18 protein-coding genes and 2 tRNA genes are annotated in these 19,597 nt (G+C 69.7%); 14 read left to right on the top strand and 6 right to left on the bottom strand.

The annotated features are described in order from the left end of the window. Positions 1-70: 70 nt before the first annotated feature. The 3 genes from Q9R33_RS09630 to Q9R33_RS09620 all read left to right on the top strand — a co-directional run bounded on the left by Q9R33_RS09630 (position 71) and on the right by Q9R33_RS09620 (position 2,584). Positions 71-823 (top strand): hypothetical protein, encoded by a 753-nt coding sequence (locus Q9R33_RS09630; protein WP_311293606.1) that lies wholly within the window; start codon positions 71-73, stop codon positions 821-823. Further along, entirely contained in the window at positions 823-1,839 is a 1,017-nt protein-coding gene (locus Q9R33_RS09625) for a hypothetical protein (RefSeq protein ID WP_311293605.1), read from the top strand. The genes Q9R33_RS09630 and Q9R33_RS09625 overlap by 1 nt, the downstream gene beginning before the upstream one ends. A 64-nt stretch (positions 1,840-1,903) precedes the next feature. After that, the gene (locus tag Q9R33_RS09620; protein ID WP_056367369.1) at positions 1,904-2,584 is read left to right on the top strand and encodes a DsbA family protein; all 681 of its coding nucleotides are present in this window, start codon (positions 1,904-1,906) and stop codon (positions 2,582-2,584) included. Positions 2,585-2,647: 63 nt separating this feature from the next. Here Q9R33_RS09620 and Q9R33_RS09615 read toward each other — a convergent pair whose 3' ends face one another. After that, positions 2,648-3,151 (bottom strand): glutathione peroxidase, encoded by a 504-nt coding sequence (locus Q9R33_RS09615; protein WP_311293604.1) that lies wholly within the window; start codon positions 3,149-3,151, stop codon positions 2,648-2,650. 76 nt (positions 3,152-3,227) lie between these two features. On the opposite strand from Q9R33_RS09615, the gene dusB reads away from it, so the two are divergent. The 6 genes from dusB (at position 3,228) to Q9R33_RS09585 (ending at position 9,329) form a co-directional block, all read left to right on the top strand. Beyond that, on the top strand, positions 3,228-4,394 hold the full coding sequence (dusB, locus tag Q9R33_RS09610) for a tRNA dihydrouridine synthase DusB (protein ID WP_056368277.1): 1,167 nt from the start codon (positions 3,228-3,230) through the stop codon (positions 4,392-4,394). Next, positions 4,384-5,742 carry a deoxyguanosinetriphosphate triphosphohydrolase gene (locus Q9R33_RS09605; protein WP_056367367.1) on the top strand — a complete coding sequence of 453 codons (1,359 nt, stop codon included), beginning with the start codon at positions 4,384-4,386 and terminating at the stop codon, positions 5,740-5,742. The genes dusB and Q9R33_RS09605 overlap by 11 nt, the downstream gene beginning before the upstream one ends. Continuing rightward, a complete protein-coding gene (gene dnaG, locus Q9R33_RS09600) occupies positions 5,742-7,607 on the top strand; it encodes a DNA primase (RefSeq protein ID WP_311293603.1) in 1,866 nt (621 codons plus the stop codon). The genes Q9R33_RS09605 and dnaG overlap by 1 nt, the downstream gene beginning before the upstream one ends. 50 nt (positions 7,608-7,657) lie before the next feature. Continuing rightward, positions 7,658-8,446, top strand: coding sequence for an ATP-binding cassette domain-containing protein (locus Q9R33_RS09595; RefSeq protein WP_056367365.1), 789 nt, complete (start codon positions 7,658-7,660; stop codon positions 8,444-8,446). A gap of 76 nt (positions 8,447-8,522) precedes the next feature. Next, positions 8,523-8,595: transfer RNA gene (locus tag Q9R33_RS09590), tRNA-Asn, on the top strand. 65 nt (positions 8,596-8,660) lie between these two features. After that, complete coding sequence (locus Q9R33_RS09585) at positions 8,661-9,329, top strand: hypothetical protein (RefSeq protein WP_311293602.1); 669 nt, start codon at positions 8,661-8,663, stop codon at positions 9,327-9,329. A gap of 62 nt (positions 9,330-9,391) precedes the next feature. Here the strand turns inward: Q9R33_RS09585 and Q9R33_RS09580 are convergent, their stop codons facing one another. The 3 genes from Q9R33_RS09580 to def form a co-directional block, all read right to left on the bottom strand. Continuing rightward, a complete protein-coding gene (locus Q9R33_RS09580) occupies positions 9,392-10,000 on the bottom strand; it encodes a DUF305 domain-containing protein (RefSeq protein ID WP_311293601.1) in 609 nt (202 codons plus the stop codon). 64 nt (positions 10,001-10,064) lie between these two features. Further along, positions 10,065-10,487, bottom strand: coding sequence for a DUF6153 family protein (locus Q9R33_RS09575; RefSeq protein WP_311293600.1), 423 nt, complete (start codon positions 10,485-10,487; stop codon positions 10,065-10,067). An 88-nt stretch (positions 10,488-10,575) separates the two neighbouring features. Then, positions 10,576-11,142 (bottom strand): peptide deformylase, encoded by a 567-nt coding sequence (gene def, locus Q9R33_RS09570; RefSeq protein WP_310246737.1) that lies wholly within the window; start codon positions 11,140-11,142, stop codon positions 10,576-10,578. A 42-nt stretch (positions 11,143-11,184) separates the two neighbouring features. Here def and Q9R33_RS09565 point away from each other — a divergent pair, with 42 nt between their 5' ends. The 3 genes from Q9R33_RS09565 (at position 11,185) to nagE (ending at position 14,510) form a co-directional block, all read left to right on the top strand. Further along, the gene (locus Q9R33_RS09565) at positions 11,185-12,282 is read left to right on the top strand and encodes a DMT family transporter (RefSeq protein ID WP_056367361.1); all 1,098 of its coding nucleotides are present in this window, start codon (positions 11,185-11,187) and stop codon (positions 12,280-12,282) included. Between the two features lie 27 nt (positions 12,283-12,309). Continuing rightward, positions 12,310-12,383 (top strand) — tRNA-Ile (locus Q9R33_RS09560). A gap of 186 nt (positions 12,384-12,569) precedes the next feature. Further along, positions 12,570-14,510, top strand: a complete 1,941-nt coding sequence (nagE, locus tag Q9R33_RS09555; RefSeq protein WP_056367360.1) for an N-acetylglucosamine-specific PTS transporter subunit IIBC — start codon at positions 12,570-12,572, stop codon at positions 14,508-14,510. Between the two features lie 59 nt (positions 14,511-14,569). Here nagE and Q9R33_RS09550 read toward each other — a convergent pair whose 3' ends face one another. Then, a complete protein-coding gene (locus Q9R33_RS09550) occupies positions 14,570-16,576 on the bottom strand; it encodes a DUF262 domain-containing protein (RefSeq protein WP_311293599.1) in 2,007 nt (668 codons plus the stop codon). Between the two features lie 164 nt (positions 16,577-16,740). Between Q9R33_RS09550 and Q9R33_RS09545 the strand changes: the two genes are divergently transcribed. Both Q9R33_RS09545 and Q9R33_RS09540 read left to right on the top strand, forming a co-directional pair. Continuing rightward, complete coding sequence (locus Q9R33_RS09545; RefSeq protein ID WP_056367358.1) at positions 16,741-17,514, top strand: hypothetical protein; 774 nt, start codon at positions 16,741-16,743, stop codon at positions 17,512-17,514. A 150-nt stretch (positions 17,515-17,664) separates the two neighbouring features. After that, positions 17,665-18,168, top strand: a complete 504-nt coding sequence (locus Q9R33_RS09540; RefSeq protein ID WP_082496903.1) for a DUF3145 domain-containing protein — start codon at positions 17,665-17,667, stop codon at positions 18,166-18,168. A gap of 146 nt (positions 18,169-18,314) precedes the next feature. Here Q9R33_RS09540 and Q9R33_RS09535 read toward each other — a convergent pair whose 3' ends face one another. Next, complete coding sequence (locus tag Q9R33_RS09535; protein WP_311293598.1) at positions 18,315-19,553, bottom strand: beta-ketoacyl-[acyl-carrier-protein] synthase family protein; 1,239 nt, start codon at positions 19,551-19,553, stop codon at positions 18,315-18,317. Between the last annotated feature and the right edge of the window lie 44 nt (positions 19,554-19,597).

Here is a 19,597-nt window from a genome sequence, read left to right as displayed (position 1 = left end):
GGTATCCAGCGAGCCCTTGCGCCCTCATCATTGACGTGAGCCGCGCATGCGGCCGGTCAGGAGGCGCGTCATGGCGCTGTCAGGGCCTCGGGTGGGCCTCGCCGCGATCCTGAGCCTTGTCGCGGCCTTCGCCCTGGTGGGGTGCGGGACGCCGGTGACCACCGAGGACGCGGGACGCACGACGACGGCAAGCCCTTCCCCGTCCACCGACGCCACCGAAGAGGCCACCGCCGAAGGGGAGACCGACACCGGCGGTGAGGACCAGGGCCAGGCGGATTCCGACGGCGGAGAGGATCCCGCCCAGGACCGCGTCCGCACCGGCCCCGTCGCCCAGTACGGCGGACCGGCCTACGGCGACCAGGGCACCGCCGAGGTCCTCGAGCCGGGGGTCTGGTGCAAGACGATCGCGGTGTTCTGGGGCGGCGACGCGGTGCCGGACGGCGTCAGCTTCACGTTCGAGAACGCGGTGACCGATCGACCCGGCCTGCGGGTCGACGGCGGCGTCTGCGGAACCCGCGGCGCGGACCGCTCCTGCCTCGGCATGCCCGTCGCGGCGAACGAGTCCGGCATCTTCTGCAGCCTCGTCCTGCGCCCCGGCGGCGACTTCCAGGACGGCACCACGATCACCTTCCGCGGCACTCTCGAGTGCCCGACCGCCCAGATCTGCGACCAGGTCGCGGCGCGCGAGGTCGACCCGGGACCCCCGATCATCGTCAACGACCCGGAACCGACCGCCGAGCATGACCAGGAGCAGGTCGACGACCCGGATCAGCAGCAGGAGCCGCAGCCCTCCGACACGCCCACCACAGAGGTGGACGGCTGATGGCAGCTCACCCGCCTGCCGCAGCATCGCCCGAACCTCCGGCCCCGACAGCAGCGGATGCCGCGGGCCACGGCGCCCCCGCACCCGCCGGGCCCTCCGCGCCGACGGCCGAGGAGCCGCTCCGGGTCGACCCCGGGCTCGGCTTCGAGAAGTGGATGGGCTTCCTCTCCTCCTTCGTGGCTCCGCTCACCCTGGTCACCGCGCTGCTCTTCTACTTCGGCTACGTGTCGACGCGCGAGTTCTTCCGGTACTTCGGCGTCGACGTCGACATCATCGGGCTGAGCTCGCAGGAGTTCGTGATGCGCAGCCCCGGCGCACTGTTCATCCCGGTCATGGTCCTCACCCTGCTCGCCGCCGCCGCGATCCTCGGCCATCGCGCCCTGCGGAAAGGGCTGCTGGCCCAGGAGCGCCCCGCGCAACGGCGTGTGATCGGCATCCTCGCCTGGACCGGGATCGGCTTCATCCTCGCGGGCCTCGTCCTGGCCTTCCTCGTGCCGTTCCTGCCGGGATGGACGTACGGCCGGCTCCTCACCCCGCTGTTCCTCGCGATCGGCGCGGGCCTCGCGGCCTACGCCTCGGCCACCGTGCGCGCCCTCGACCGCTCGAGCGGCGGGCGAGGCGTCGTCGTGCTCCTCGTCCTGGTGATGATCGCCGGCACGTTCTGGTCAACAGCGACCATCGCGCAGTGGTGGGGCCTCGGGCAGGCCCGCTCGCTCGCCGCCGACCTCACGACGCTCCCCGCCGTCGTGCTCGACACCCCCGAGCGGCTCTATCCGGGCAACGACGCGATCACCTTCCAGCAGCTCGGGGACGAGGCATCCGTCGAAGATCCCGCGGCCTCGCCGCAGACGTTCGCATACCGATACTTCGGGCTGAGGCTGCTCGCGCAGGGCGGCGGGCGCCTCTACCTCGTGCCCGACGCCTGGTCGCCGGATGCCTCGACCCTGGTGGTGCCGTACGACGACGTGCGGGTGCGGTTCCGGTTCGTGCCCGACGCCGATCCGCCCGTTCCCTGAGCATCCGCACCGGACCGACGCATTCGGCGGAATAGATGCGCGGACGCGCGCGGTTGTCCTCAGCATGACGGACGCCATCAAGATCGACGTGTGGAGCGACATCGCCTGCCCCTGGTGCTACATCGGCAAGCGCAACCTCGAGAACGGACTGGCCGCGGCATCCGCGGACGACGACGCCCCCGCCGTGGAGGTGACGTACCACTCGTTCGAGCTGTCGCCCGACACGCCCGTCGATTTCGAGGGCGATGAGCTCGACTTCCTCGCGAAGCACAAGGGCATGCCGCGCGCGCAGGTGCAGCAGATGCTCGAGCGCGTGACCGGCGTCGCCGCCGACGCCGGGCTGGAGTACCGGTTCGACCTCCTCAAGCACACCAACACCGTGAAGGCCCACGAGCTCCTGCACTTCGCGAAGGAGCACGGCCGCCAGCACGAGCTGGCCGAGCGCCTCATGGCCGCGTACTTCACCGAGGGGCGCCACCTCGGGCGACAGGACGAACTGGTCGACCTCGCCACCGATGCCGGACTCGACGCCGACGCCGCCCGGGAGGCCCTCGAGAGCGGCCGCTACCTCGACGCGGTGCGTGCCGACCAGGCGCAGGCCACGGCCTACGGCATCAACGGGGTGCCCTTCTTCGTGATCGACGGCAAGTACGGAGTGTCGGGTGCGCAGCCCGCTGAGGCCTTCGCGCAGATCGTGCGGCAGGTGTGGTCCGAGCACCGCGAGCCCGCCGACGTCGACGCCTGAACCTCCGAATCGAGAACGGGCCCGCCGCGATTCGTCGCGGCGGGCCCGTTCGATGTCTGCGGGTCAGCGAGGCAGGTTCGCCTCGATGACCTCGACGATCGCCGGGTCGTCGGGCTTGACGTTCGGGCGGAAGCGGTGGATGCCGCCCTCCGGCGTCAGGACGAACTTCTCGAAGTTCCAGACGATCGGGCCCTTCTTGCCCTCGGCATCGCGCGACTTCTTCAGCGCCTTGTAGACCGGAGCGGCGCCGGGGCCGTTCACCCGGACCTTGTCGAAGACGGGGAACGTCACACCCCACGTGACCGAGCAGTATTCGAGGATCTCCTCCATCGACCCCGGCTCCTGCCCCATGAACTGGTTGCAGGGGAAGCCCAGCACGGTGAAGCCGCGGTCGGCGTACGCCCGCTGCAGCTGCTCGAGCTGCTCGTACTGCGGAGTCAGGCCGCACTTGGACGCGACGTTGACGACGAGGAGCACCTGGTCGCCGTACTCGGAGAGGGTCGCGGTGCCGCCGTCGGCGGTGGTGAAGGGGATCTCGCGCAGGTCGGTGATCGTGGCCTCGGTCATCCCCCCAGGCTAAGCCCTGTGCACAGGGGCGCGGCCGTTCAGCCAAGGGACGGATTCCTGTAAGAGAATGGAACGCGTGACTACTGCCCTCGCCCCTGCGCCGACGCTGCGCATCGGGCCCATCGAACTCGACGCCCCCGTGGTGCTCGCGCCGATGGCGGGCATCACGAACACCGCATTCCGGCGCCTCTGCCGCGAATACGGGGCCGGTCTCTACGTCAGCGAGATGATCACGACGCGCGCCCTCGTCGAGCGCAACGCGACGACGATGCGCCTGATCACCCACCACGAGTCCGAGACGCCCCGCTCGATCCAGCTGTACGGCGTCGATCCTGCGACGACGGAGGCCGCTGTGCGCCTCCTCGTCGAAGAGGATCGCGCCGATCACATCGATCTGAATTTCGGATGCCCCGTCCCGAAGGTCACCCGCAAGGGCGGGGGAGCGGCCCTCCCGTGGAAGCTCGGCCTGTTCCGCGACATCGTGACGCGCGCCGCCCGCGCCGCCGGGGACATCCCCCTCACGGTGAAGATGCGCAAAGGCATCGACGCCGACCACCTCACCTACCTCGACGCCGGACGCATCGCGGAGGACGCCGGCGTGGCTGCCGTCGCCCTGCACGCCCGCACCGCGTCGGAGTTCTACTCCGGCCAGGCGGACTGGTCCGCGATCGCCCGGCTCAAAGAGACGGTCACCAGCGTCCCGGTGCTCGGCAACGGCGACATCTGGTCGGCCGACGACGCGGTGCGCATGATGGACGAGACCGGGTGCGACGGCGTCGTCGTCGGTCGCGGCTGCCTCGGCCGTCCGTGGCTGTTCGGCGATCTCGCCCGCGCGCTCGGCGGCCCCGGCGCCGCACCGGCCGAGCCGGTCGACGCGACCCTCGGTTTCGTCTCGCGCGCGTTCCGCCGTCACGCCGAGCTGCTCGTCGAGTTCTTCGAGGACGAGGGCCGCGGCTGCCGTGACATCCGCAAGCACGTCGCGTGGTACTTCAAGGGCTATCCGGTGGGCGGAGAGCTCCGCGCGAGCCTCGCCACCGCATCGAGCCTCGCCGAGATCGACGACCTGCTCGCCACCCTCGATGCCGACGCCCCGTACCCGGGCGCGGCGGCCGAAGGGCAGCGAGGTCGCGCCGGAACCCCGAAGCGCCCCGCTCTGCCCGACCGCTGGCTCGAATCGCGCGAGCTCAGCGCCGAGGCCACCACCGCCATCGCCGAAGCGGAACTCGACCACAGTGGCGGGTGATCTGGCCGGCGCGTCCGAGCGCCCGATGGGCTACGACGACGCCGATGCCGCCCGCTTCCATGCCGAGCGCCACCGCTCACAGCGCGACGACTTCGCGCGCGACCGCGCGCGTGTGCTGCACTCGGCCGCGCTGCGCCGACTCGCCGCGAAGACCCAGGTGCTCAGTCCCGCCAGTCCCGCAGACTTCGCGCGGAACCGCCTCACCCACTCGCTCGAGGTCGCCCAGGTCGGCCGCGAGCTGGCGACGGCCCTCGACCTCGCCGCCGATGTCGTCGACACCGCCTGCCTCAGCCACGATCTCGGACACCCGCCCTTCGGCCACAACGGCGAGCGGGCCATGAACGAGTGGGCCGAGGACGTCGGCGGCTTCGAGGGCAACGCGCAGACGCTGCGCATCCTCACACGGCTCGAGCCCAAAGTGGTCGACGCCGACGGGCGCAGCTTCGGACTCAATCTCACGCGGGCGAGCCTCGACGCCGCCTGCAAGTACCCGTGGACGGCCGATCACCCGCTGCCCGATCCCGGCGGCCGGCTCAAGTTCGGCGTGTACCCCGAAGACGAAGAGGTGTTCCGCTGGGTGCGCGAGGGCGCACCGGGCCGGCTCCGCTGCATCGAGGCCGAGGTCATGGACCTCTCCGACGACATCGCCTACTCGGTCCATGACTTCGAGGACGCGGTCGTCAACGGCTACCTCGACCCGGCGCGCCTGGTCGACCCGCGCGAGCACGAATGGCTCCTCACCGCGATCCAGTCGTGGGTCGGCTTCGACTTCGCCCGCGACGAACTCGAGGACGCGCTCTTCCGCCTCACCCGCATGCCCGAGTGGATCGATTCCTTCGACGGCACCCGCGCCGCGCTCGCGCGGCTGAAGAACCTCACCTCCGACCTCATCGGCCGCTTCGCGCGCGCCGCGACGACGGCGACACGCGAGTCGTACGCGACATCCGTGCTCACCCGTTACCGCGGCCACCTCATCGTGCCCCGCATCGTCGAGGCCGAGATGGCAGTGCTCAAGGGCATCATCGGCGCCGCGGTCGTGTCGATCGAAGGTCGCAAGGACCTCTACAAGGAGCAGCGACGCGTCCTCAAGCGCGTCGCGACAGCCCTGTGGGAGCACCCCGACGCGCTCGACGCGCTCCACGCCGAGGACTTCGCAGCGGCCGACACGGATGCGGCGCGCCGCCGTGTGATCGTCGACCAGGTCGCCAGCCTCACCGATCAGCTCGCGATCGCGTGGCACGGTTCGCTCGTAGGACCTGTGGACGCGGCATCCGTCGGCGTATGGGCTCCCGGCGCACGACCCATGGACACGGCCTCCCGCGCCTTCCGCGCGTCCGAGGCGCACTGATGGCGGGGCGGATCCGCCAGGCGGACGTCGATGAGGTCAAGGCGCGCACGAACATCGCCGACATCATCGGAGAACGGGTCGCCCTGAAGTCCGCCGGCGTGGGTTCGATGAAGGGGCTCTGCCCGTTCCACGACGAGCGCAGTCCGAGCTTCAATGTGCGCCCCCAGGCCGGTTTCTACCACTGCTTCGGCTGCGGCGAGTCCGGAGATGTGTACTCGTTCCTGCGTGCGATGGACCATGTGACGTTCACCGAGGCCGTCGAGCGCCTGGCCGGACGCATCGGCTACGCCCTGCATTACGAGGACGGCGGCGCCGCCCCCGAGCACACGGGTCGCGCCCGCCTGTACGCGGCGAACGCCGCGGCCGCGGAGTTCTTCCGCGCGCAGCTCATGACGCCCGAGGCCGACATCGCGCGACGCTTCCTCGGTCAGCGCGGCTTCGACGCCGGCGCCGCGGCCCACTTCGGCGTCGGATTCGCCCCGAAGGGCTGGGAGGGCATGACCAAGGCGCTGCGCACCCAGGGCTTCACCGACGAGGAGCTCTCGTCCGCGGGCCTCGTGTCGCAGGGGCAGCGCGGCGTGTACGACCGCTTCCGCGGACGCGTGGTCTGGCCCATCCGCGATGTGACCGGGCAGGTGATCGGGTTCGGGGCGCGCAAGCTCTTCGACGACGACAACGGCCCCAAGTACCTGAACACGCCCGAGACGACCATCTACAAGAAGGCGCAGGTGCTCTACGGGCTCGACCTCGCCAAGCGCGAGGTGTCCCGCCAGCACCAGGTCGTCGTGGTCGAGGGCTACACCGACGTGATGGCGTGCCATCTCGCGGGCATCACGACCGCGATCGCGACCTGCGGCACGGCATTCGGCTCCGACCACATCACTGTGCTCCGGCGCGTGATGGGCGACGACTCCACGGCCGGCGAGGTCGTGTTCACCTTCGACCCGGATGCCGCGGGACAGAAGGCGGCGCTGCGCGCCTTCGCCGACGCCAAGCGGTTCAACGCGCAGACCTACGTCGCCACGGGTCCGGAAGGACTCGATCCGTGCGATCTGCGCCTCGCGCGCGGCGACGGCGCAGTGCGGGCGCTCCTCGAGACGAAGGTGCCGATGGTCGAGTTCGTGCTCGACCAGCGCATCTCGGGCTACGACCTGCGCAGCGTCGAAGGGCGTGTCGGCGCGCTGCGCACCGCCGCACCCGTCGTCGCGGAACTGCGCGACCCGCTGCTGCAGCCGGAGTACGTGCGGGTGCTGGCCAGGCGACTCGGCATGGACACCGAGGACGTCCGCCGTGAAGTCGAGCGGGCGGGTCGCAGCAGCGGGGGCGGCCGGCGCGACGCCGCGCCCGGCCCGGCCGGGCCTGCGGAGCCGCCGGTCGACGACGGCGCTCTGCGCGTGACGCTCGCAACCCTGCCACGCACCCCGGAGGTCGGGCTGGAGCGAGGCGCCGTGATGGGCGTGCTGCAGTTCGGCCATCGCATGGACCCGTCGCTCGTCGCGCGCGCCCTCGACCTGCCGTTCCGGCACCCGGCACTCGATGCCGTGCGCATCGCCGTGCGCGACGCCGCCGGCATGCAGCGGCCCGGCTGGGCCGTGGATGCCGTCGCCACCGTCCGCGAGCCCTACCGGTCGCTCGCAGCGGAGCTGCTCGCCGCCGATTTCCCGGCGCTGAGCGACGACGAGGCGGTCTCTTCGGCGAGCGACCTCGCACGCAGGCTGGTGATGCGCGGGTTCGACCGCGAGAAGGCGGAGCTGCTCGGCGCGATCCAGCGCGTGCCCGCGGAGTCGGAGGAAGGCCGCACCATCAGGCTGCGCCTGCGCGAGCTCGACGCCCAGCGTCAGGCCCTCGCGGACGAGGCCTCCTGATCCGGTGCCGTCGGCTGGCGTCGACGCCTGTCAGCAGGCAGGATGAGGAGATGGCTCACCGGCGAGATGCGGATGTCGCGATCGACTGTTCGGATCTGTCGATCGCCCGTTCCGGTCGCGGCGGTCCGTCGCAGCGCGTCGTCGACGGTGTGTCGTTCAGACTGCCGCACGGCGGCATCCTGGCGCTGATGGGCCCGACAGGCTCCGGCAAGTCGTCGCTCGCCGCAGTACTGGCCGGCGCCGATGAGCCCGGCCTCGCTGTCGTCGGGGGCCGCGGCATCGTGGAAGGCGTCGCGGTGCGCCGTCCCGGCCGCGCCCACCGCTACCTCACGTACTACGCCGGCTACGTCCCACAGGCCGCGGGCGCCCATCTTCCGGCCCGCCTCACTGTCGCCGAGGTGATCGGCGAGCCGATCACCAGTCGCGACCGGCACGTCAGCGCGCGAGCACTCGCGGTGCGGGTGGCGTCACTGCTCGACGAGCTCATGCTGCCCCTCGGCGCGGCGCCCAAGTACCCGTACGAACTGAGCGCGGGCATGCGCCAGCGCGTGGCGCTCGCCCGAGCCCTCGTGCTGCAGCCCCGCGTGCTGATCGCCGACGAGCCCTTCGCCAACATGGACGTCGAGGTGCGCAAGGCCGCACGTGAAGCTGTGCTCCGCCGTCGACGCGAGCTCGACATGGCCGCCCTCGTCGTGACCAACGAGCCGGAGGTCGTGAACGAGCTGGACGCGGACGTCCTGGTGCTGCGCGCGGGCCACGCCGTCGCCTTCGGGCACGGCACCGAGGATCTGCTGTGGACGCCCGACGGGCAGGCCGATCGACGCGTCGTCAACTCCTGATCGGGCCCGCGTGGTCATGAGCACGGCTCGAGCTTTGCTAGTATGGACTGGTTGCCCGCACGAGAGTGCGGAACATTCCTCCATAGCTCAATTGGCAGAGCAATCGGCTGTTAACCGATAGGTTCTTGGTTCGAGTCCAAGTGGGGGAGCGAAAGCCTCGGGGCTCCACCCCCGAGGCTTTCTTCGTCTCCGGGGAACACATCGAGGAGTGCACATGGCGGCTCGCGCGCAGCCTTCGCCGCGTCTGGCCATCGAAGGAGGGGTCCCTGCGCCGGCGCCCGTCTATCGCTCGGTCCCCCTTCTGATCGCCCTCGCCGTCTTCGGCGGCGCCGTGCTGTGGGTCGGGCTCGTGGTGCTGTTCGGCGGGGATCCCTGGATGTTCCCGGTCTCCGCACCGGCGCCCTGGCTCTTCCTCGCGCTCGTGCCGTCGATCATCGCGATCCTGCTCGCCGTTCGGGGGATCGCGCTGTGGTCGCTGCTGTCCGCCGTGGCGAGCCTCTGGCTCGTTCCCACGGGCATCGCCACGATCACCGTCGTCCTGATCGCCCTCTGGACCGTGCGGGGCATCCGCCGGCAGTGGGCCGCCCACGATCTCGATTCGGTGATCGCCACCGCCGCCGCGCACGACCTTCCGGTGCTCGTCGTGCAGCATGTCGCGGGCAAGCCCGGTGCGCGCAAGCGCACCGACACCACCCAGGTGCAGGTGCGCGACGTCGACACCGGAGAACTCTCCACCGCTCGCGTGTGGGGCCCGATGCGCATCGGCACGACCCTCGTGCGGCAGGGCATGAACGTCATCGCCCAGGCGCCTCCCGGCGCAGATGCGGAGCTGCGCCGGTGGGTCGAGCGCCAGAACCGCCGGAGCACGGCGACCTCTGCCTGACCGCAGACGGGTCGTGGTCCGGACCGAAGGACGATGCGGACCACGACGCCGTTGCGCGCGCGTCAGACGCCCGCCAGGAGTCCTTGCATCTCCGCGATCTCCGCGGTCTGGTGGTCGATGATCCGCTCGGCGAGGGCGAGCACGTCCGGATCCTGTCCGTCGGACAGCACCGCTTCCGCCATCTCGACGGCCCCCTCGTGGTGCGCGATCATCTGCTCGAGGAACAGGCGACCGGCTTCCGGGCCGGCGGCCTCGCGGAGCGCGGTCATGTCGGCCTCCGACATCATCCCGTCGCCGTGATCCATGCCTCCCGATGCGTCCGGGTCGTGCGGCACGCCCCAGTCGTCGAGCCACCCCTGCATGAGCTCGATCTCCGGCCCCTGGGCGGCCTTGATCCGTTCCGCCAGCTCGACGATGCGGGTGTCGACCCCGTCCTTCTCGAGAATGAGCTCGGACATCTCGATCGCCTGCTGGTGATGGGGGATCATCATGGTCACGAACATCTGGTCGGCCATCGAGACGGAGGTCGCCGAGCTCGAGGGCATCGGGGATCCGTGGTCCATCCCGGGCATCGACCCCGGGCCGGCGGTGACATTCGCGCACCCCGCCAGTCCGAGCGCGACGGCCAGGGGGAGTGCGGTGACGAGGGCGCGCTTGCGGTGGTTGTTCATCTCTTCTTCTCTCTGTCGTGAGGGTGCGGCGCGTGAGCGCCCGACGGGTCGGGCGCCGAGGCGCTCACGTCCGACTGATCGAGAGAAGAGCAAGGGAGGGTGGATGCCGCGGCGCGTCGTCGGGCGCGCCCAGGGCCGCCGCCCTCCGGGACGCATCGCGTCGACCGAGCCGCCACGAAGAGCCGAGCGGGGCGACGAGAACAACGGTGAGGAGGAGGGCGAGGACGCAGATCACCGCCCACACACCCGGCACGGTGGTCCCAGCCGGCGTGCCGACCTTCTCGGTCATCGCGCCGTCGTGCCCGTGATGGGTCACCGGGTCGGGCTCGGCCGACATCACGGCCATCGACGGTCCGTGCCCCGCGTGAGGTCCCTCGGACGCGAGCACGTGCATCCCCAGCAGTCCCAGCACGATGGCCGCGATCATCATCGCGTGCACACCGAGCCCGATCCGCGCCGGGCGAGGTTCAGGCTGCAGAAGCGGCATCCGTTCACCCCTCCACATCGGGACGCGGTCTCAGCGTCTCGACGAGTCTAGCGGCATACCCCTAGAGGGTATAGAGGAGAGCGACGACTCAGGCGTCGATCTGGTCGACGCCCGGCGTCCACGAGCTGCCGGGACGCCCCCATCCCCGCTTGCGCGCGAGCTTCTGCACGGTCTTCCAGTCGCCGTCGTCGAGACGGTCGACGTAGAGGATTCCGTCGAGATGGTCGAACTCGTGCTGCATGATGCGCGCCCGCCAGCCGTCGACCTGGACGCGGACGGGATCGCCCTCGAGGTCCGTTCCGGTCACCAGCACCTCGTCCGACCGGCGCAGCGGGAACCGCTCGCCGGGGAACGAGAGGCATCCTTCGGACTCCTCGTCGGGGTCGGGCGCACCCGGCTCGAGCGGCTTCATCCAGAGCTCGGGGTTGATGATCACCCCACGCCAGGGCGCACCGTCGTCGTCGGCGTAGTTGTACGTGTAGATGCGCAGCGGCACGCCGACCTGAGGGGCCGCGAGGCCCACGCCGGGGGCCGCATCCATCGTCTCGAACATGTCGGCGACCAGGGTGCGGATCTCGTCCGTGATCTCTTCGACGGCGGACGCGGGGGAGTGCAGGACGGGATCGCCCATGATGCGAATCGGGAGAACAGCCACGCCTTGAGCCTATCGACCGGTGCCTGCGGCTAGTGTCGATGTGTGGTGTGGACGGCGGTTGAGCTCGAGGACGTAGGCGATCAGCTCGTCGGCGCGTTCCAGAATCCCGGAATCCTCATCGGCATCCCGCTGGCCCTGCTCGGCGCGATCTTCATGTCGTTCGGCGCGCAGTACCAGCACCGCGGCGTGACGAAGGTCGAGCGTCTCTACGGCTCGCAGGGGAGCGGCGGGCTGGGCGCGAACCACCTGGTGAAGCTGCTCTCGCGACCGTCCTGGGTGATCGGGACCGTCATGCTGGGGCTCGCGATCGTGTGCCAGCTCTCGGCGCTCGCGTTCGCGCCGCTCATCGTCGTGCAGCCTCTGGGGGCGATCGCCCTCGTGATCACGACGCTGCTGAACGCCCAGATCAGCGGGCACAAACCGACCAGACGCTCGCTGACCGCGATCGGCGCCTGCGTGGGCGGCATCTTCATCTTCGTGACCATCGCGGCGCTGTTCGCGACCGAGAAGCCGGTGTCGAACGGCCAGCTCATCACGATCCTGGTGATGCTCGGGATCGTCACCGTCGTCTTCGCGGGCCTGTGGATCTGGCTGCGCTCGCGCATGGGCGCGCTCTTCTACATCATCGCCGCCGGCGTCATCTACGGCTTCGTCGCGACGCTGGCCAAGGTCGTGATCGTGCGCATCCAGTCGCAGGACTTCAACTGGCTCACGTTCACGTGCCTCGCTGCGCTCATCGCGGGCGCCATCGTCGGCGCGTACTTCGTGCAGAACGCGTACGCCTCCGGGCCGCCCGACCTCGTCGTCGCCGGCCTCACCGTCATCGACCCGATCGTCGCGATCTTCATCGGCCTGACGGTGCTGCAGGAGGCGGCAGGCGCACCGCTGTGGGTCTACATCTCGTTCGCGCTGGTCGGCGCGGTCGCGGTGTGGGGCGTATTCCAGCTCGCCCGCCATCATCCCCAGGTGCTGAGCGAAAGCCAGGAGCTCCCGATCCAGCGGGGAAGTGCCGGAGGGGCGGCGGATGCTGCACACCCGCGCACGGGATCCATCAAGGTGACCGAGGCCGTCGCCAAGGTGTGGCCCGAACCGCCCGTGAAGGACCGCGCGGACGAGCCCGGGGGCACGGCGGGCAGGTAGGCTCGTCTCCGCGCGCCAGACGCGCACGGGGCGGTGGCCAAGCTGGTCAAGGCAGCGGGCTCATAACCCGACGATCGTGGGTTCAAGTCCCACCCGCCCTACGTATCGAGGTCCGTCGCAACCCACCGGGTTGCGACGGACCTCACTTCTCTCCTGGTGCGGATCACGGGTCGATGAGAAATTCGTTCATACCCCTAACTTTCGGAGGGGGACCCAGTGACGCGCGCCGTGGTTTGGCTGTAGCGTCAGCGGCAGCAACTGTCCCTCGCGCCTTTTGGAGGCGAACAATGAAGTTCTTGCAGAGGCTCGGCAGATCGATCATGCTCCCGGTGGCTGTGCTCCCGGTGGCTGCGATCCTGTCCGGCATTTCGTACTGGATCAGCGACGGCGGGAAGAGTCCCAACATCGCCTCAGCCTTCCTCGGCGCAGCGGGCGGATCGCTGCTGGACAACATGGCGCTGCTGTTCGCCGTCGGCATCGCGCTCGGCATGGCGCAGAAGTCCGACGGAACGTCAGCCCTGGCGGGGCTGGTGTCGTGGCTCGTGGTGACGACGCTCCTCAAGCCGGAGACGGTGGCGCTGTACACGGGCGTGGCGGACGTCAACGAGGTCGACCCCTCGTTCTTGAAGGTGCAGAACGTCTTCGTCGGCATCATCTGCGGCCTGATCGGCGCGTTCTGCTACAACCGCTTCAAGGACACCAAGCTGCCCGACGCCCTGTCGTTCTTCTCGGGCAAGCGTTCGGTCGCGATCGTCACCGCGGGCATCTCGCTCGTCGTCGCCATCGCGCTGTACTTCGTGTGGCCGTGGGTGTACGGCGGACTCGTCACATTCGGTGAGTGGATCGTGACGCTGGGAGCCTTCGGCACAGGGATCTACGGCTTCTTGAATCGGCTCCTCATTCCTGTCGGCCTGCATCACGCGCTCAACTCGGTGTTCTGGTTCGACGTCGCCGGCATCAACGACCTCAACAACTTCCTCTCCGGAGAAGGCACGTATGGCGTGACCGGTCAGTACATGACCGGGTTCTTCCCGATCATGATGTTCGGTCTGCCCGGCGCCGCCCTCGCCATGTATCTCACCGCGAAGACCACGCGCAAGAAGCTCGCCTACGGCATCCTGTTCGCCGGCGCGGTCTCGTCCTTCTTCGTGGGCGTGACCGAACCGCTCGAGTTCGCTTTCATGTTCCTGGCGCCCGTGCTGTACGTGACCCACGCGCTCTTCACCGGCATCTCGATGGCGATCAGTCAGCTTTTGCCGGTGCGCATGGGCTTCGGGTTCTCGGGCGGCTTCGTGGATCTCGTCCTCAACTGGATGAATCCGATGGCCCAGAACCCGTGGCTCATCCCCGTGATGGGCGTGTTCTGGTTCTTCATCTATTTCGGGGTGTTCTACTTCTTCATCAAGCGGTTCAACCTGAAGACGCCCGGCCGCGAGGACGACGACATCCTCGGCGAGGGCACCGAGTACGACACGCACGCCGCGGACGACAAGTACCTCATCACCGGCAGCCGCTTCATCGACGCACTCGGCGGCAAAGAGAACATCCTCGAGCTCGAGAACTGCGCGACACGCCTGCGAATGGAGATCGACGACGTCAGCAAGGTCGATGACACCGCCCTCAAGCGCGCGGGCGCGGCGGGCACGATGAAGCCCGGTGGCAAATCGGTGCAGGTGGTCTACGGCACGAACGTCCAGTTCGTCAAAGACGCGATGGAGCAGATCATCGCGGGCGAGGTGGCAGCCCCGACCGGTGCTGCGCCCGAGCCGGCCATCGCTCCCGCTGCGGCCGGCACCGCGGTCCTGACCGACGCTCCCGCCACGACGACCGTCAAGCTCCGCCAGCCGCTCGAGGGAAGGGTCGTGGCCCTGACGGCGGTGCCCGACCCGACGTTCGCGCAGGGGATCATGGGCCCGGGCGTCGCGATCGAGCCGACCGGCGACACCGTGGTCGCGCCCGCTGACGGCACCATCGGCGCCACGTTCGACAGCAGCCACGCGGTGGCGCTCGTCCTCGACGACGGCACCGAGCTGCTCATCCACGTCGGCATCGACACGGTCGGCATGAAGGGCGACGGTTTCCAGACTCTCGTCGAGAAGGGGCAGAAGGTCACGGCGGGCACGCCGCTCCTGCGCTTCGACCTCGCGAAGATCCAGGCCGCCGGACACCCCTCGATCACGCCGGTGATCGTGCTCAACAACGAGAACGCGACCGTCACCTTCGAGTGATGCCGGCGTCCCAGCGATGAACGGGACGGATGCCTCGTGGCGAGGCATCCGTCCCGCTCTCACATCGCGTTGCCGATGTAGGAGTACTTCACGAAGACCTCGGGGGCCAGCCCTGCCTCTTCGAGCACGCCCTGCACGGCGCTGAGCATGTAGCTGGAGTCCCAGCCCATGTAGAGCGAGTGCTCGTCGTCGAGACGGTCCCACTGACCGTTCCAGGACTGCGCGGTGTAGACCGGACCACCCCGGCGCGCGCTGTACGCGACGACCGACTCGCGGGAATCCGCCCACAGCCGCTTGAAGACGCGGTTGAAGAGGTACTTGACGTCGGGCACCTCCCAGTGCTCGCCGCAGTACTCGACATACGACCACTCCCGGTGCCATCCGGGAGGCCATCCGCGACGGCGGACGGCGTCGAGGATCGGGGTGAGGCCGTCGTCGTCGATCGCCGGACCGCCCGGACGCTTCCAGACCTCGACGAACCGGCCGGTGAGCTGCGCCGAACGGTGCGCGATCGCCGCCGTGCCCCAGGACGGGAGCGCGGCGAGCTCGGCGGTGGTGGCGACGGCGCTGCGCGCGTAGAGGGCCCGCTTCTCGGGGAACGAGCGATCGAGAGCACGGAGGGCGAGATCCTCCTCGAGGACGGTGAGATTGCCGATCGTGTTCGCGAGGGCGCGATGGCTGTTCTGCTCGTCGTCCGTGTACGACGCCCACTCGCGCACGCCGTCACCCGACCAGCCGTCGCCGGGGGCGAGCGGGAAGATGTGCTCGACGTCGAGCCCGCCCGCGCCGTCCACACCGGAGATGCGGCCGAGGACGTAGGCCGCGTGGGGGAGCTCCGAGTACTTCAGGGCGACCGCGATCCGCTCGTCGGACGGCGTGATGCGCGAGATCGCCGCCACGAGCGCGCCGGCACCCTCTTCGCGCGCGCGGCAGAGGCGCGCGACCAGGCGATCCACCCCGGTGCCGACCACCGCGCGGCGCACGAGCAGTGACTGCACCATCTCGAGCGTGTCGATCAGCTCGTCGCGCCCGAGCGACCCCAGCTCGAAGTCGCGGTACGCCCGCATCACGAGCGGGTACATGCCCGTGCCGAAGGTGCCGAGGTAGGCGAGGTGACGCGTGATCTCGGCATCCGGCGCCTCCTTCGGCCGCAGCAGGATGCGGTACACGCGGGAGAGCTCTCGCCACTCGTCGGCGTGGCTCAGGAGTGCCTCGAAATCGAGCCGCGGGAACTCGTGACGGAAGGCGTCGTACACGCCGCGGCCGCCGACGACGGTGACCTCTCGGCCTGTCCGCATGACGAGGTACTGCCGCCAGAACTCCGCGATCGACTCGCCGGTGTTCTGCTCGATCGCCTGCCAGTAGTCGGCCTCGATCTCCCGCTGCTCCGAGTGGTTGAGCCCCATCAGCACGTAGTTGTGGATGAGCTCGTGGTCGCGCAGCGGCTCCCCGGTCGAGTTGAGGCTCTCGAAGATCTGCTGGGCGTTGGCGCCGGCGCCGAGCGTGATCGCCACGTGCTCGAGCTTCTGGAGCCCTCGCCAGATGTGGGGCGCCTCCTCGAGGCTGATCTGGCTGCGGAAGAACGCGTAGTTGTCGTCGAACCGCGAATCTCGGTGCTCGCCCGCCGCGAGGGGGAGATCGAGCACGACACGCTCGAACACCGAGGCCCATGCGCGGTGCGGGCGCAGCTTCGTGCGCGTCGCGTCGTGCGAATGGACGAGCACGCGCTGCAGCTGATCGGCGAGGTCCGGATCCGCCTCGCGCACGGTGTGATGCAGGGCGGCGACCAGCAGCATGAGCGTCGTCGTGCGCTGCTGCCCGTCGATCAGCACGAGTTCGGCGTCGGATCCCTCGCCGCTCGCCGAAGAGAGGATCGAGCCGATGAAGTGCATCTGCCGATCGTCGAGATCCGCCACCGCACGGATGTCGGAGAGGAGCTGTTCGCACCCGCCGATGTCCCACCGGTACTGCCGCTGATACACCGGAACGACGATCGTCCAGTCCGCGGCGGAGAGCCAGCCGATGGTGTTGACAGCAGTGGCATCGACGTTCGTGGCAGTGACCATGGCCCGTCCAGTCTAGGCCGGGCTCCCCGCCTCGAATCGGGCGCACGACGGCCGCCGGTTATTCACGGCGCGGGCTTGGGGGGCGTCCAGACCCCCGAGGTAGGCTTGCCTAAGTTGAGCCTGTTAAAACGTGCTGGCTCACTGACCGAAAGGCATGATTCGTCATGGGTTACATCAAGTCCGCCGCTCTCGACGAGACCGGCTTCGTGGTGCTCGACTCCTACGGTGAGGAGATCGACCCGCAGGAGTGGCTGTCGATCGAGTACGTCGACTGGAAGTCGTCGGGCGACACCCGCTTCGCGCCGCTCGCGTCCGCCAAGGGCGAGATCGAGTGCAACGGGTTCTGGAACCACACGCCGCCGCGCACCGACAAGGACGGCGTCTGGATCCCCGAGCAGACCGAGAAGGCGCCGACCCTGACGCGTCGCGCGCAGGAGCCGGGCGCGAACGTCGGCCGCTGCCGCATCATCGAGCTGCAGCCCAACACCTACGCCGACGCGCTGTACAACCTCCACCAGGACGACAACAACCGCCTCAACCCCGACGGCACCGGCTGGGTCGTGCGCGGCTTCTTCAACCTCACCGACGACAAGAACACCTACTTCGTGCTGCGTGAGAACCGCACCGACCCGAGCATCGAGTACCGCGTGGCGCTGCCCGCCGGCGCCCAGCTCATCGTCGACACGCAGCGCCTGTGGCACGCCGTGCACCACGACGGCACCGAGCCGCGCTACTGCCTCATCACCTCCTGGGAGTCGGGCCCCGAGCTCGACGCCTACATGGAGAAGTATCACGCCGTGCCGACCGCGCCGCAGTTCGAGGTGGCGCAGGAGGTGCTCGACGCCGGTCAGGCCGAGCAGGCCCGCCGTGACGCCGCGCGCGCCGCGTACTACGCCGCCAAGGGCAAGGCCGAGGTCCAGGCCATGAGCGAGGCCTGAGCACCGCCCGCCTGATCCGAGGGGGCCCGGGAATCACAGTCTTGTGATTCCCGGGCCCTCTCCGCGATAATGGCGGCAGCACAACCGAACAGCACGTCGTGACACCGTCGCAGGTCGTAGGGGAAGACGCACCTGACGAACGGAGAGATCATGGCGACACAAAAGGCGCGTGGGGTGATCTTCATCCACTCCGCGCCACGAGCGTTGTGCCCCCACCTCGAGTGGGCTGTGGGGCGAGCCCTCGGCCGCGCCGTCAGCTTCGACTGGGCGGATCAGCCCGTGCTGACCGGCAGCAGGCGGTCCGAGTTCTACTGGGAAGGCGCCGCCGGGACCGGCTCGGCCCTGGCCACCGCCATCCGCGGCTGGGAGCACCTGCGCTTCGAGGTCACCGAGGATCCCACGCCCCGCAGCGACGGCGGCCGTTGGCTGCACACGCCGGGCCTCGGCATCCATTACGCCCAGACCGACTCCGCGGGCAACGTCGTCATCGGCGAGGACCGCATCCGCTACGCGATGGAGATCGCCGGCGGCGACGCGTTCGAGCTGCAGCGCGAACTCGATGTCGCGCTCGGCGCCGCATGGGACGAGGAGCTCGAGCCGTTCCGCCACGCGAGCGACGATGCGCCCGTCGTCTGGCTGCACAAGGTCGGCTGACGCCCACAACCCCACAGCCGCAGGCGGCGTGAGGCGCCACTACCGAGGCTCGGAGGCCATGAATCCCGGGCCCTGGGACCGCGAACCGCCGCCTGACACGAAAGACGCCCCCGGCATCGCCGGGGGCGTCTTCGCGTCGCGGGTCGTCAGACCGAGCGGAAGGCGACGACGGCGTTGTGACCGCCGAAGCCGAACGAGTTGCTGATCGCGAGCTGATCGCCCGCACCGAGGGCGATCGGGGCGTCCGAGATGCGCAGCGGGATGTCGGGGTCCTGCGTGCTCACGTTGATGGTCGGCGGCGCCTGGCGCTCGCGCAGCGCGAGGAGCGTGAAGATCGCCTCGAGCGCGCCGGTGCCGCCCAGCAGGTGACCGGTCGCGCCCTTCGTCGCCGAGACGGGGATCTCGTGGACGCGGTCGCCGAAGACGCTCAGGAGCGCCTTGTACTCGGCGATGTCGCCCGTGGGAGTGGAGGTCGCATGCGCGTTGATGTGCGTGACCTCGTCGGGCGTGGCGTCCGCCTGCTCGAGCGCGAGGCGGACGGCGCGCGAGGCACCCAGACCCTCGGGCTCCGGAGCCGTGATGTGGTACGAATCGGCCGTCACGCCGCCGCCCACGACCTCGCCGTAGATCTTCGCGCCGCGGGCCTTGGCGTGCTCCTCGGTCTCGAGGACCAGCGCTGCCGCGCCCTCGCCCATGACGAACCCGTCCCGGTCGACGCTGTACGGGCGCGACGCGGTCTCGGGGGAGTCGTTGCGCTTGGACAGCGCCTGCATCGCGGCGAAAGCGGCGATGGTGAGCGGGTGGATGACCGCCTCGGCGCCACCGGCGATGACGACGTCGGCGCGACCGGCACGAAGGCTCTCGAACGCGTTGACGAGCGACTCGGTGCTCGATGCGCACGCCGAAGCCACGGTGCGCGCGTAGGCGCGGGCGTTCAGGTGCATCGAGACGGCCGCGGCCGGCGCATTCGGCATGAGCATCGGGACGCTCATCGGCATGACGCGGCGAGGTCCCTTGGTCTTGAGCGTGTCCCAGCCCGCGAGCGTGGTCTGCAGGCCCCCGATGCCGGTCGCGAAGTCCACGGCGAACCGCTCGGGATCGACCTCCGGCTTGCCCGCGTCCTCCCAGGCCTCGAACGCCGCGACGAGCGCGAACTGCGCCGAAGGGTCGAGGCGGTTGGCCACGGGGCGCTCCAGCACGGAGTCGGGCCGGACGAGCGCCTGCGCGGCGAAGGTGACGGGGAGCTGGTACTCCGCGACCCATTCCTGCTCGATCGTGTGCGTGCCGGATGCTCCGTTCATCAGCGCCGACCAGCTCTCGGGGGCGGTGCCGCCGATGGGGGTCGATGCACCGATGCCGGTGACGACGATACGGGGTGTGCTCATGGAGATCAGAGTCCTCGTGATGATGGCCGGTGGGGGCCCGCGGC

This window comes from Microbacterium sp. PRC9 (assembly GCF_031844125.1).
GTDB lineage: Bacteria > Actinomycetota > Actinomycetes > Actinomycetales > Microbacteriaceae > Microbacterium.
The sequence above is the reverse complement of the archived record's forward strand: the minus strand, read 5'-3'. Positions and strand labels throughout refer to the sequence as shown.